This is a genomic window from Caballeronia sp. AZ7_KS35, from assembly GCF_023631045.1.
In the GTDB taxonomy this organism is placed as follows: Bacteria; Pseudomonadota; Gammaproteobacteria; order Burkholderiales; family Burkholderiaceae; genus Caballeronia; species Caballeronia zhejiangensis.
In genome coordinates, this window is the sequence record NZ_JALQDV010000040.1 from 155,083 (window position 1) to 168,677 (window position 13,595).

Below are 13,595 nucleotides of genomic sequence, written 5' to 3' on the forward strand. Positions count from 1 at the left end.
TGTTTTCGCCGCATCGCGAGATTCTCCTCTGCAGATGCTGCGAATGCTCGAGGACAATCTCAAACGCGAGCGACGCATTTTCGCGGTCGCCATCGGCTTGCTGATTTTCTCTTCGATGTGTGCCGCTTTCGCGGCCATCGTTTTTCTGGTCAATAGTACGCTCAGGACCGAGCTTGCCGACGTCCAGTCCGTCATGCGCGGCGTGAATATCGGTATCTTCAGTCGTTACAACATGCTGAAGACGGGCGAGCTACTCCTCGAAGTCACCCCGCAGGACTACCATCCATCGCCCAACGGTCCTCGGGCCGCGCTGCCGTGCGCGCCCTTACCTTCGGACAGCGAAGACGCATCGATGAGCCGGATTTGCAGCGCGGCACTGCGTGCTATTCCCGACGGGAGCTTGCCGTTCTCCCTGCAATTCGCACGGTTCGACGGAAGCGCGTCGTATGGTTTTGAATTTTTCACCAAGCGCGACGCCGCTGAGGGACCCGGCACCGAACGATTGCGCTCACTCGTCGATACCGCCAAGGCCACCATGAGTTCTCGCGGCCTCGATCCCGTAAGCGTCGCACGAGAACATAGCGTTCTATGGTTCCGTGCACCGGCCCTGCTGGGTTTCGAGAGTTCGACGATCGTTATGTTCATGGTGGTCGAGAAGAACGATCGACCCGTTGCGTTTGTCTTCACGAAGGTGGACGTCGAGCGTGTGCTGAAATTGGTCCGGCCCGCCGCCCTCAATTCGGAAATAACGATCTTTAGCGACGATGGCACGGTGCTGGCGGGCGATGCATCGGGAGACGCGCGATTCGTCGACAAACATCTCGAGAAGGGGCCGCCTGGCGTATCCCACTGGATCATGGGACACGGATGGGGCGCGCGAATGGAACCGCTTGCGCTCGGCGTCGGCCACATCGTCGTTTCCTTGCCGACGGCGACCAATCTCGCTGTCAAGCGTACGGAAGTGTCGGTTATCGTTCTGGTGGAAGCGGCGCTCTCAACTATGCTCGTGGCGTTATACCGATACTGGAACTACCGCTTCCTGACGCGTACCTATGAGCAGGCTTGCCGCGCGGTGGAAGGCGAGATTCTAAATCATCTGCAGGTGCAGGTGACGCCGGTCGGTTTGTGCATTGCGCTGCGTAGCGATTTCAGCGCCATTGCCGCGAATCAGGTCGCGCGTAACCTGCTCGACCTCGATGCCAGCGCGATGCATCTGCCCGCCGCGCTATGTGTGGCCTTCCATCAACATGGCATGAGCTTGCCCGCAAAAGGCGACGCCGCCGTGATCTGGCAATTCGAATGCACGCTGGAGAAAGCGGACCAGTCGTCGCGTCACCTGAAGATTTCCTACACGTCGGCGGTCGTCAACAAGACCGATGTGCTGTTCTGCGCCATTGCCGACATCACGGAGCATCACGAAGCCGAACGCCTGCTGCGCGAAGCGAAGGAAACCAGCGACGCCGCCGCCAAGGCCAAGCTGAATTTCTTCGCTTCGATGAGCCACGAGATCAGAACGCCGCTGGCGTCGCTCGTCGGCAATCTCGAACTCGTCGCCAGGGGCCCGCTGGCGGCGGAACAGGAAGCCCGCGTCGGTGCGATGCAGGCGTCGGCGGGCGCGCTGCTGCAGGTCGTCAACGATGTTCTCGATTTCTCGAAGATGGACGTCGGGGAAATGCGTCTCAGCGAAGAGCCGGCGTCGATACGCGACATCGTCATGCGCGTGATGGTCGGTCATTCGCCCATCGCGAATCGCCAGGGCTTGCGTTTGTTCGTCGTGATCGACCGCGAGTGCCCGTCACGCTTATGGCTCGATCCGATTCGCGTCGCGCAGATACTCAACAACCTCCTTGGCAACGCGCTCAAGTTCACGTATTCGGGCAAGGTCGTCGTGCGTGCGCGCTGGGTCGACGGCGCGCTCGCACTGAGTGTGGCCGATTCGGGCATTGGCATTCCGGAAGCGCAGCGTCAGATGCTCTTTCAGCCGTTTGTCCAGGGCGACGCGCACCGGCTGACTCAAGCGCGCGGCACCGGGCTCGGGCTCTCGATCTGCGAGCATCTGTGCCGGCTGATGAAAGGGCGCATCGCGCTTGAAAGCACGGAGGGCGTCGGCACGCGCATCACCGTCACGCTGCCGTTGCAAGTGGCTGAGTCGTCGCCGGACGAAGCCGATGCCTTGCTCGTCGGCCGGCCCGCCATCCTGTATCGGGCGAACGAGCATCGCGAGTGGTTCGACGCACTCTTCGATGCAGAGCGCAGTTCGATTACGTACATCACGAACGAGGGCGCGGCGGCGAACGTGGAGGGTTGCGACTGTCTCATCGCGACCGACGAAATCTCGGATGACGAGATCGATGCGCGATGGACAGATCGCGCGCGCGTCATCCGCGTGACGCAGGACGGCCCGCTCGTGCCGGTGGCGAGAGAGAACGGCGAAATAGCCGTCAGCATCTTCGCGGCCAAGGAGTTCCGGGAAGCGGTGCAGATTGTCAGAGACGGGAGGCATCACGCGATCTCCGCGTCGCCCATTCGGTCGGCGCCTCTGCAACCCGCTTCGGCGAATCCCGGCGCGACAGTGCTGATCGCCGAGGACAATCGCCTCAACCGAGGTTTGTTGCGCGACCAGTTGCTGACGCTCGGCGCATCCGTGATCGAAGCAGCCGACGGCGAGGAAGCGCTCGATCTGCTGCGCAAGAACCGCGTGGACCTCGTGCTGACCGACATGGACATGCCGAAGATGAACGGCGCGCAACTCCTGGCGGCCGCGCGTGCCCTCGATCCGTCGATGCGTGTCTATGCGGTGAGCGCGAGTGCGAGCGCGACCGATGTTCAACGTGGTCGCGACGCCGGTTTCACCGACTATCTGACAAAGCCGGTTGCGCTCTCCGTGCTCGCTGACGTGTTGCGCACGTTAGCCGTCGATGAAGGAAACGCATCGGCCGATGATGCGTCGCCGCCACGATTGCCGACGGTGCCGGCGCCGTATGTCGCCGCCTTCGTCCAGCAGATCGGCGAAGACATCGCCGCGCTCGACGCGATCTGCTCGCAGCGCGACGCCCCGGCGCTGCGCCGCTGGGCGCACAAGCTTGCGGGCGGGCTGTCGGTGCTCGGCCCGTCCATGCTCTTCGATGAGTGCGAGGAATTGCGCGCGACGCTGAGGGAGGCGGGCAACTGGGTCGAGGACGTCGAGACATACGTCTCGCTGATTCGCTCGGACCTTCTCGAACTGCGCGACCTGCATCGCGACACGATCCACGGTTAGGCCGACGCGCTGACCCATCCCGGATTGCAAACGTTCGGCCCGCAAAAACTGACGAACGGCCGTCAAGTTCGACCGTCAGCGGCCGTTTACACGCATATGAAAAGGCGCCGCCTACCTGGCGAGTGACCTTCCCAGAGCGCCTGGCTCGCCGCGACGCGTCGCGCGGCACCCCGAGGCGGCGACGGCAACCCCGACAACCGCTCGATGTCTCCCGCATGCGTCAGATTTACTCAAAGATGCGCCTCGCCAGTCTGGCCGTGGCGTCGCTCGTTTCGTTCTCGTCGTCCGCTTTCGCCGACGATCCGCCCGCCGTGCCGCTCACCGGCGGCAAGCTGCTGCTGACGGGCGGCGTCTCGGAAGTCGAAGGCGCGGCGGGCGGCGGCCTCACGCCGTGGGCCGTCATCGGCGGATACGGCACCGCGCGCCAACTCGGCGCGAACGCGCACGGCACCTACATCCGCACGCAGGATTACGCGCTCGGCACGTGGGGCCTGACCGTCGGCGTCGCGAATCGCGTCGAGCTGTCGCTCGCGCGTCAAAGTTTCGATACGCGCGATGTCGGCGCGAAACTCGGCCTCGGCGAGAACTTCAAGTTCAATCAGAACATCTTCGGCGTGAAGGTGCGGCTGTTCGGCGACGCGGTGCTCGATCAGGACACGTGGATACCGCAAATCGCCGCGGGGCTGCAGTTCAAGCACAACGAACAGGGCGATATCGTGAAAGCGGTCGGCGCGGCGAGCAATTCCGGCACCGATTTCTATCTGTCCGCGACGAAGCTGCTGCTCGCGCAAAGCCTCCTCTTGAACGGCACGCTGCGCTTCACGAAGGCGAACCAGTTCGGCCTGCTCGGGTTCGGCGGCGACAAGTCGAACGCGTATCACCCGGAATTCGAGTCGTCGGTGGCGTATCTGCTGACGAAGAACGTCGCGATCGGCGGGGAATATCGGATGAAGCCGAACAATCTCTCGTTCGCGCGCGAGCAGGACGCGTACGACGCGTTCGTCGCGTGGGCGCCGAACAAGCACGTCTCGCTGACGGCGGCGTATGTCGCGCTCGGCGACATCGCGACGGTGAAGAATCAGCGCGGCCTCTACGTTTCGATGCAGGCGGGGTTCTGACGATGAAAATCCGCCACGCCGCAATGCTGGCTCTCACGCTCGCCTGCGCGAACGCGCACGCCGACGAGGCGCTCTACGAACAGTTCGGGGAGCAAGCAGGGCTGACGAAGATCGTCGACGACATGTACGACAACGTGCTCGCCGATCCGCGCACCGCGCCGTATTTCGACAACGCGCCCGTCAAGCGCATCAAGCAGAAGCTCGTCGAGCAGATCTGCGTGCTGCTCGACGGCCCGTGCGTCTACACCGGCCGCCCGATGCGCCGCACGCACGAAGGACAGAACATCGACCGGGCCGCGTTCAACGCGCTCGTCGAAGACTTGCAGGCCGCGATGGACAAGAACGGCGTGCCGTTCCACGCGCAAAACAAACTCCTGGCGAAGCTCGCGCCGATGTACCGCGACGTGCAAGACCGCGAATGAACATGCTCAAATTTTTCATCACGCTGCTGGCGTTCGGCGCGACGATCGCCCACGCCGGGAGCGTGCGCGTGCAAGTGGTCGATCAGGCCGGCGCGCCCGTGCCCGACGCCATCGTCTATGCGCTGCCCGTCAACGGCAAGCCGCCCGCGACGAAGCCCGCCAGCGCGGTCATCGATCAGATCAAGCGGCGCTTCGTGCCGATGGTCTCCGTCGTGCAGACGGGCGCGTCGGTGGCGTTCCCGAACAAGGACAACATCGAGCACGACGTCTATTCGTTCTCGCCGCCCAAGCGCTTCGAGCTGAATCTGTATCACGGCATTCCCGCGAATCCGGTCGTGTTCGACAAGCCCGGCCTCGTCGTGATGGGCTGCAACATCCACGATTCGATGGTCGCGTATCTGCTGATCGTCGATACGCCGTGGTTCGCGAAGACCGACGCGCACGGCGCCGCGACCATCGACAATCTGCCCGCCGATGCGTACAAGGTGATCGCGTGGCATTTCCGCCAGAGCGATCCGAACGCGCAGCCGACGCAGAAGGTCAACGCGGACGGCGCGGTGAAATTCGCGCTGCAACTGCGCCCCGCCGAATAGGACGCCCGTCACGATGCTCTTTCACAGCCTGCGCGCGCGAATCGCGCTCGTCTTCGTCGTGCTGATGCTCGTCGCGCAGGCGGCGGCGTTTCTCGTCATCAACTCGGTGATTCTGAAGAACGCGCATCGCAACGCCGAAGAGCAACTGTCGGTGGCCGAGCGCGTATTCGCGCAGATTTTGCGCGGCAATAGCGAACAGTTGACGCAGGCGGCGAGCGTGGTCGCGCTCGACTTCGGCTTTCGCGAAGCGGTCGCGACGCACGACAGCAAGACGGTCGCGTCCGCGCTGCGCAATCACGGCGACCGCGTTCATGCGGACGTCGTGATGCTCGTCGATCTCGACGGCAAGCTGATCGCCGATAGCGGCGGCGTCGGGCGCGAAGGCATGGCGTTTCCGTTCCCGAAGCTCATCAGGACCGTCGCGACGAAGGGCGATGCGTCGTCGTTCGGCATGATCGGGCCGCGCGCGTATCAGCTCGTCGCGGTGCCGGTGAAAGCGCCCATCGCGATCGCGTGGGTCGTGATGGGCTTCGCGGTCGACGATGCGCTCGCACGCGATCTGAGCTCGCTTACGTCGCTCGACGTGTCGTTTCTCACCGTCGGCGACGACGGCAAATGGGGCGTGCTCGCAAGCTCGCTCCCCCACGACGCACGCGACGCGCTGACGGATCAGGCGCAACTCGCCGCGAACGGCTACGCGACGCGCGTCATGCGGCTGCACTCCGAAGGGCGCACGGTCGCCGTGCTGCTCGAACGCTCGCTCAACGAGGCGCTCGCGCCCTTCAAGCGCCTGCAGACGACGCTGCTGCTCATTACGCTGCTCGGCGTGCTCGTGTCGATCGTCGGCAGCGTGCTGATGGCGCGCTCGGTCACGCGGCCGATCGCGGCGCTCACGCAGTTTTCGAAGCGCATCGGGCAGGGCGATTACGCCGCGCCCATCGAGATTCGCCAGAACGACGAAATCGGCGAGCTGGCGCGCGCGTTCAATCAGATGCGCGACGGCATTTCGGAGCGCGAGAAACGCATCACCGAGCTCGCGTACATGGATCGGCTCACCGGCCTGCCGAATCGCGCGCTCTTCAACGACCGCCTGCAGCAGGCGATCGGCGCGGCGACGCGGAGCAAGCGCCCGCTCGCCGTGATGATGATGGACCTCGACCGCTTCAAGTACGTGAACGACACGCTCGGGCATCCGATCGGCGACATGCTGCTGTGCGAAGTGGCGAAGCGCCTGCGCGCGGCGCTGCATCGCAAGACCGATACGGTCGCGCGTCTGGGCGGCGACGAATTCGCCGTCCTTCTGCCGACCGACGATCTGGCGTCCGCGCGTCTTCTCGCCACGCGCATGCTGAACGCGCTCGAAGAGCCGATCACGATCGAAGGGCAACTCGTCGATGTGGGCGCGAGCATCGGCATCGTCACGTTTCCGCAGAACGGCACGGACATGAACGTGCTGCTGCGCCGCGCCGATATCGCGATGTACGTGGCGAAGCGCTCGAATCTCGGCTACGCGCTCTACGACGAACGTCACGACCAGAACAACGCCGAGCGTCTTTCGCTGATGAGCGAGCTGCGGCAGGCCGTCGAGCACGATCAATTGACGCTCTACTATCAGCCGAAGGTCGATCTCGCGACGCATCGCGTGAAATATGTCGAGGCGCTCGTGCGCTGGGATCATCCGACGCGCGGCTTCGTCTCGCCCGACCAGTTCATCCCGTTCGCGGAGCAGACCGGCTACATCAAGACGATTTCGCGCTGGGTCGCCGACAAGGCCATCGCGCAATGCGCCGCGTGGCGCCGGCAGGGCATCGAGCTGGCCGTGTCGGTGAACGTGTCGGCGCGCGAGCTGATCCAGTCGACGCTGCCCGAAATCTTCCAGGGACTGCTCGACAAGCACGGCGTCGCGCCGGAATCGATCTGGATCGAGATCACCGAGAGCGCGATCATGGACGACCCGAATCACGCGATCGAGACGCTCGACCGGCTGCACGCGCTCGGCATTCGCCTGTCCATCGACGATTTCGGCACTGGGTATTCGTCGCTGTCGTATCTGAAGCGCATGCCCGTCGATGAGCTGAAGATCGACAAATCGTTCGTGATGGGCATGTTCCAGCACAAGGACGATGAAACCATCGTGCGCTCGACAATCGATCTCGGGCACAACATGGGACTGAAGGTCGTCGCGGAAGGCGTCGAAACCGAAGAGATGCTGGAGCGGCTGAAGGCGCTGCGCTGCGATCTGGCGCAGGGCTATCACCTGAGCCGGCCGCTGCCCCCCGCGAAGCTCGAAGCGTGGCTCGACGCGTGGCGCGCGTCGAACGAGCAAGCGCTGATCGCCGGGCCGGAAGAGGCGTAGGCTCGCTTACCAGGCGCGGCCGCGGTCGTTCGCGACGGCTTGTTCGTCGCTCGCGATGGAGTCGCCGTCGCGATCGGCGAAGCGATAGGTGCCGCGTTCCTCCGATTTCGCTTCGTACAGCGCGGCATCGGCGCGCTTCAATGCGCTTTCGAACGACTCCGCCGGACGCGCCAGCGCGATGCCGACGCTCACGCCCACGCGCACCGTCTGCCCGGATTCGAGCGTGTACGGCGCCGACAGCTCGCCGATGATCTTGCGCGCGAAAACCACGTTGGCCGCGTGCGCGATATACGTGGCGACGATCGCGAACTCGTCGCCGCCCAGACGCGCGACCAGCTCGCCGCGGCGCATCGCGTTGCGCAGGCGGTCGGCGACGAGCTTCAGCAGTTCGTCGCCGGCATTGTGGCCGTGCGTGTCGTTGACGTGCTTGAAGCCGTCGAGATCGACGTACATCACCGTCACTTTCTCGCGGCCCGCGCCGCCCGCCATCAGACGCCCGGCCTGGTCGCCGAGATAGCGCCGGTTCGGCAGGCCCGTCAGCGAATCGTGATGCGCCCATTGCAGGATTTTCGCTTCGGCTTTGCGGCGCTCCGTCACGTCCTCGATGATGATGACCGCGCTGCCGTCGGGCACCGGATTGCGGCTCAGTTCGAGATGCCGTCCGTCGCGCAAGGGCAGGTCGAGCGTCGGATGGCCGCTTTCGAGCCATTGCGCGCATCGCTCGGCAAGCTGCGCGCGCGGCGTCTCGCCGAATTTCGCGAGCGCGGCATAGCCGATGAACTCCGGCAGCGACACGTTCAGCCGCAGCATGTCGATGGTCGCGCCGAACAGCTCCGCCGCCTTGCGATTCGCGATCACCACCCTGCCCGACGCATCCACGGTGCAGAGGCCGTGCGGCATGTGCGCGAGCGCCGCGTCGAAGCGCGTGGCGATTTCGGCGTGGCTTTCCTTGGCGGTCATCAGCGCGACGAGGCCGCGATAGTGCCGCTGCACGACCGCGCACATCGCGGCGATATAGAGGACGAGCGGCGGCACGAGAATCCAGTAGCCGGACGGCCCGAACAGCCCGCCGACGCCGATCGGCAGCGCGCCGAGGCACACCTGCGCGATCGCCAGATGCGGCGTGCCCGCGTTGCGCGACGCGACGCCGCCGAGCAGGCCGGCCGTCACCATGATCGCGAGCGACGCGAGCACGGCGTCGCCCGAGATCACGCAGCCCATCGCGCCGAGGCCCGTCACGAGACAGGCCAGCAGCCCGAACGGCGCATAGCGCGCGGCCCACCGGCCGGGCTGCGGCGCGTCCGTGCGGCTCAACGCGCGATATCGGCCGACGATCGAAAGGCGGGTGGCGAGCAGAAGCGCGTCGGCGGCGAGCCAGAGCATCGTCCAGAGGGACGGCTGGCGTCCGAGCGCGATCATCGCGACGAACGCGCCGGAGATGCCGGACAGCAGCAGCGGGCGGATGTCTTCGACAAGCGTCGACAGCAGCGATGCGCGAACGGCAGGCGTGATCCGTCCGTCCGCGGTCGCCGGCGTGGCCAGAATCGAATCGATCAAGGACGGATTGCCTGACATACGCAAGACCGGGCCGGCGAGAGGATGAATACGAAGGCGGCGGTGATGCGATCACCGCCGGTAATCGTGTATACGGCGGCGTCTGCGTGTTCTTTAGGCAGGACTTAGCGGCGGCTCAGGCGTGGTGAGCGTCGATTATTCGCTGAGAGCGCATTCTGACTTTCCTTCGAGCCGGATTACGTTTTCGCGCGGACATAGTAATTTAGGGCTCAAGTCTTTCAACCTGGCCTGACGCCGGGTTTTGCCTCATCGAAAGCTTTCGTTTCAGAGACGATCATGTTTGATGTCCTGCGCGCCATGCCGCGAAGGCGTCGTCGGTGAGGATGAAAGAAGCAGTTTCGCGGAAAGATGGCCACAGAAACCGTCGGGCGATTCATAAAAGGAGACGTCATGGACACGAACTCTCTCTCACCCGGTGCAAAAGGCGGGTCGCACGCCGAGCACCACAAGCAGACGAAGAAGGCGACCGCGAGCGGCTGGATCGGCTCCGCGCTCGAGTACTACGACTTCTTCATCTACGCGCAAGCCGCCGCGCTGATCTTTCCGCAACTCTTCTTTCCTTCGGGCAATCCGAAAGTGGCGATCGTCGCGTCGCTCGCGACCTACGGCGTCGGTTACGTGGCGCGTCCGATCGGCGCATTCGTGCTCGGTCATTGGGGCGATACGCACGGCCGCAAGACCGTGCTCGTGCTGTGCATGTTCCTGATGGGCTTCTCGACGATGGCCGTCGGACTTTTGCCGACGTATCACAGCGTCGGCATGCTCGCGCCGACGCTGCTCGTGATCCTGCGGCTCGTCCAGGGCTTCGCGGTCGCGGGCGAAATCTCCGGCGCGAGCTCGATGATTCTCGAACACGCGCCATTCGGACGCCGCGGTTTCTTCGCGAGCTTCACGCTGCAAGGCGTGCAGGCCGGACAGATTCTCGCCGCCGCCGTGTTCCTGCCGCTCGCGTACTACATGCCCGAGGACGCGTTCAATTCATGGGGCTGGCGCATTCCGTTCCTGCTTTCGGCGTTCGTGCTGGTTGCCGGCTACATCATCCGGCGCGAAGTGCACGAGACGCCCGCGTTCGAGAAGGAAGGCGAGAAGGGCGCGGTGCCGCGCTCGCCAATCGTCGACGCCTTCAAGTACAACCTGCCCGACATGATCCGCGTCGTCTGCATGGCGCTGATGAACGTGATTCCCGTGGTCGCGACGATCTTCGGCGCGGCGTATGCGGTGCAGGCGGCGTACGGCATCGGCTTTCACAAGAGCGTGTATCTGTGGATTCCGGTCGTCGGCAATATTCTCGCCGTCATCGTGATTCCGATCGTCGGCAATCTCTCCGACAAGATCGGGCGCAGGCCGCCGATCATCGTCGGGGCGATCGCCTCGGGGCTGCTGTCGTATCTGTATCTCTACGCGATCAGCATTCACAACGTCGGCATGGCGATCGTCGCGTCGCTCTTGATGTGGGGCATCGTCTATCAGGGCTACAACGCGATCTTCCCGAGCTTCTATCCCGAACTCTTCCCGACGCGCACGCGCGTCTCCGCGATGGCGATCTCGCAGAACATCGGCACGACCATCACGGCGCTGTTGCCCGCGCTGTTCGCGAGCGTCGCGCCGCCCGGATCGACGAACATTCCGGTCATGATCGGTTCAATCACGCTCGCCGTCACGATCATCTCGGCGATCGCCGCGTGGAGCGCGCGGGAGACGTACCGGATTCCGCTCAACCAGCTCGGCGAGCCGGACGCGCGGCCGGTCGAGAAGTCCGAGTACGACCGCCTGCGCGCGGAATCGGTCGCGAACGCGCGCACTTCCTGAAGCTCATGTCCTCTTTCCTTGCTCAGGCGGCGCGCGACAGCGCCGCCGGGGTGAACTCGCGCTTTTTCAACACGGTGAAATCGAAGTGAATACAGACTCAGGCAAGACGCGTATCGCGGTGGCGGGCGCGGGCTATATCGGTCAGGCGCACGTGGGCGTCGCGCAGGCGAGCACGACGTGCACGCTCTCGGCCATCGTCGATCCGGCGCCCGCCGCCGTCGACATCGCGCAGAAGGCGGGCGTGCCGCTCTACAAAACGCTCGACGAACTGCTCGCGAAGGATCGCCCGGACGGCATCGTGCTCGCGACGCCGAATCAATTGCACGTCGAACATGCGCGCGTGTGCATCGCGGCGGGCGTGCCGATCCTGCTGGAGAAGCCGATCGCGCCGACGGTCGAGGAAGCGCAGATGCTCGTCGATGAAGTGGAGCGTTCCGGCGCGAAAGTGCTGATCGGCCATCATCGCGCGCACAGCCCGATCATGGCGCGCGCGAAGCAGGTCATCGACGAAGGGCGGCTCGGCAAGCTCGTCGCGGTGATGGGCAGCGCGGTGTTCTTCAAGCCCGACGAGTATTACGCCAGCGCGCCGTGGCGGCGCGAGCCGGGGGGCGGGCCGATCCTGCTCAACATGATCCACGAGGTGCACAACTTGCGGATGCTGTGCGGCGATATCGTCGCGGTGCAGGCGTTCGCATCGCACGCGACGCGCGGCTTTCCCGTCGAAGATACGGTCGCGATCAATCTGCGTTTCGCGAGCGGCGCGCTCGGCACGTTCATGCTGTCCGACACCGCCGCGTGCCCGCGAAGCTGGGAGCAGACGTCGCAGGAGAACAAGGCGTATTCCACGTATCCCGACGAAGACTGCTACGTGATCGCGGGCACGTTCGGCTCGCTTTCCGTGCCGACGATGCGTCTCAAGTCCTACGCGAAGGCCGAAGATCGATCATGGTGGAAGCCGTTCGACGAAGACGTCGTGGCGATGCAGCGCGACGATCCGCTCGCGCATCAGATGGAACATTTCGGGCGCGTGGCGCGCGGGGAAGCCGAACCTATTGTCAGCGCGCGCGACGGACTGCAGAATCTGCGGATCACCGAGGCCATCGTTCTTGCCGCCACGAGCGGCAGGATCGTCGAGACCGCCTGAATCTTTTCAATTCCCCTTCCAGTTCAAGGAAATCACATGGCAACGATCCTGACGCTGCACGGCGTCAACCTCAACATGTTCGGCAAGCGCGACCCGAAGCAGTACGGCACGGCGACGCTCGCGCAAATCGACGAGCAGATGGCCGCGCTCGGCAAGGAACTCGGCGTCGAGGTGGAGTGCTACCAGACGAATATCGAAGGTGAGATGTGCTCGCGCATTCATCGCGCGTTCGAAGAAAACGTCGATGCGATCGTCATCAACGCGGGTGCGTGGACGCACTACAGCTACGCGATCCGCGATGCGCTCGCGATCCTGAAGGCGCCGATCATCGAAGTGCACATGTCGCACGTGCACGCGCGGGAGGAGTTCCGCCACAAATCGGTGTTCGCGGAAATTGCGCGAGGGCAAATTTCCGGTTTCGGCGTCGATAGCTACTTGCTGGGCTTGCGCGCAGCAGTCGCCGCGATCAAATAAGGCCGATGCCTTCACGGCGAAGCGTGTGGGCGCTTCGCCGTGTCATCGGGTCAGGCCGGGCGACTGAAATCCTTCGACGCGGGCGCGACCGGCTCGCGTTCGCTCTGCTTGCGCAGCGGTTCGTGATTGCGTTGCGCCGCGCCGCGGATGAACAACACCGCACCCACCGCGCAAACAGCCCAGACCACCGCGATGATCGTCAAGTAGCTCATATCCTTCTCCCCGATGCTCCGAGCGCGGGCGGCTTTGCCGTCACCGCTGCCCGCCTTCTGTTGGCCCTGTTGGTCCGTTACGTTTGCGACGCGGGCAGCGCCAGCAAACGTCCGATCAGCTCTTGCGCGAACGCATGCTGCTCGGTAATGGTCTCTGCATCGTCGTCGGTGGCGTTCGGATCGCCGTGCAGCTTCCCGGCGAGACGCATGATGTTGTCCGACACCGACTGCAGCGCGCTCAGCAATTCCGCTTGTGTCGCCGCGCTGTCCTGCGATCCTTCGCCGAAACGCTGCGCCGTTCGATGCGGCCTGGCGTTTCCTTCCATCGTCCGATACATGGCGACCCCCGTCGTGAGTGGATGATGCGATTCTCACGCCGCGACGCCTCGAGTAATCCTCCGAACAAGCCCTGATTCCGGCCTCAATTCGTTTGATGTCCGTTTCCGCGATTCGGAGCACGGCTGCTATACGCCCGCCCATCAAGGCTTTGCGGCCGCCGGGCGGTAAAATCGCAGATCCGTCCGCTGATAATCGGCCTTTTTTGCAGCGGCTTGTGGGGTCATCCGCACGAAAAAACAACAGTTTCTTACCAAAAAGCAGACTAAAAGGTCGGATCAAACGATACGCGCGATC

The 13,595-nt window shown here is 64.2% G+C and carries 11 protein-coding genes; 8 read left to right on the forward strand and 3 right to left on the reverse strand.

Annotation, left to right across the window (positions count from 1 at the left end; translation table 11 throughout):
- Window positions 1–43: 43 nt before the first annotated feature.
- From NCT05_RS25865 to NCT05_RS25885, 5 genes are all read left to right on the forward strand, one after another.
- On the forward strand, window positions 44–3,259 hold the full coding sequence (locus NCT05_RS25865; RefSeq protein WP_250503512.1) for a hybrid sensor histidine kinase/response regulator: 3,216 nt from the start codon (window positions 44–46) through the stop codon (window positions 3,257–3,259).
- A 215-nt stretch (window positions 3,260–3,474) separates the two neighbouring features.
- Window positions 3,475–4,377, forward strand: coding sequence for a DUF3034 family protein (locus NCT05_RS25870; RefSeq protein WP_250503513.1), 903 nt, complete (start codon window positions 3,475–3,477; stop codon window positions 4,375–4,377).
- 2 nt (window positions 4,378–4,379) lie between these two features.
- Entirely contained in the window at window positions 4,380–4,799 is a 420-nt protein-coding gene (locus tag NCT05_RS25875; RefSeq protein WP_250437036.1) for a group I truncated hemoglobin, read from the forward strand.
- Window positions 4,796–5,392 carry a methylamine utilization protein gene (locus NCT05_RS25880; protein WP_250503514.1) on the forward strand — a complete coding sequence of 199 codons (597 nt, stop codon included), beginning with the start codon at window positions 4,796–4,798 and terminating at the stop codon, window positions 5,390–5,392. The genes NCT05_RS25875 and NCT05_RS25880 overlap by 4 nt, the downstream gene beginning before the upstream one ends.
- Before the next feature lie 13 nt (window positions 5,393–5,405).
- Window positions 5,406–7,748, forward strand: a complete 2,343-nt coding sequence (locus NCT05_RS25885; protein ID WP_250503515.1) for a bifunctional diguanylate cyclase/phosphodiesterase — start codon at window positions 5,406–5,408, stop codon at window positions 7,746–7,748.
- Window positions 7,749–7,754: 6 nt separating this feature from the next.
- Here the strand turns inward: NCT05_RS25885 and NCT05_RS25890 are convergent, their stop codons facing one another.
- Window positions 7,755–9,323, reverse strand: coding sequence for a sensor domain-containing diguanylate cyclase (locus NCT05_RS25890; RefSeq protein ID WP_175981991.1), 1,569 nt, complete (start codon window positions 9,321–9,323; stop codon window positions 7,755–7,757).
- A gap of 390 nt (window positions 9,324–9,713) precedes the next feature.
- On the opposite strand from NCT05_RS25890, the gene NCT05_RS25895 reads away from it, so the two are divergent.
- The 3 genes from NCT05_RS25895 (at window position 9,714) to aroQ (ending at window position 12,750) form a co-directional block, all read left to right on the forward strand.
- Window positions 9,714–11,132: an MFS transporter gene (locus NCT05_RS25895; RefSeq protein ID WP_008347399.1), complete on the forward strand. Its 1,419-nt coding sequence runs from the start codon at window positions 9,714–9,716 to the stop codon at window positions 11,130–11,132.
- Window positions 11,133–11,217: 85 nt separating this feature from the next.
- The gene (locus tag NCT05_RS25900) at window positions 11,218–12,276 is read left to right on the forward strand and encodes a Gfo/Idh/MocA family protein (protein WP_250503516.1); all 1,059 of its coding nucleotides are present in this window, start codon (window positions 11,218–11,220) and stop codon (window positions 12,274–12,276) included.
- A gap of 36 nt (window positions 12,277–12,312) precedes the next feature.
- The gene (gene aroQ, locus NCT05_RS25905; RefSeq protein ID WP_175981987.1) at window positions 12,313–12,750 is read left to right on the forward strand and encodes a type II 3-dehydroquinate dehydratase; all 438 of its coding nucleotides are present in this window, start codon (window positions 12,313–12,315) and stop codon (window positions 12,748–12,750) included.
- 50 nt (window positions 12,751–12,800) lie between these two features.
- Here the strand turns inward: aroQ and NCT05_RS25910 are convergent, their stop codons facing one another.
- Complete coding sequence (locus NCT05_RS25910; protein ID WP_162483411.1) at window positions 12,801–12,953, reverse strand: hypothetical protein; 153 nt, start codon at window positions 12,951–12,953, stop codon at window positions 12,801–12,803.
- A gap of 86 nt (window positions 12,954–13,039) precedes the next feature.
- The gene (locus NCT05_RS25915; protein ID WP_175981985.1) at window positions 13,040–13,300 is read right to left on the reverse strand and encodes a hypothetical protein; all 261 of its coding nucleotides are present in this window, start codon (window positions 13,298–13,300) and stop codon (window positions 13,040–13,042) included.
- Between the last annotated feature and the right edge of the window lie 295 nt (window positions 13,301–13,595).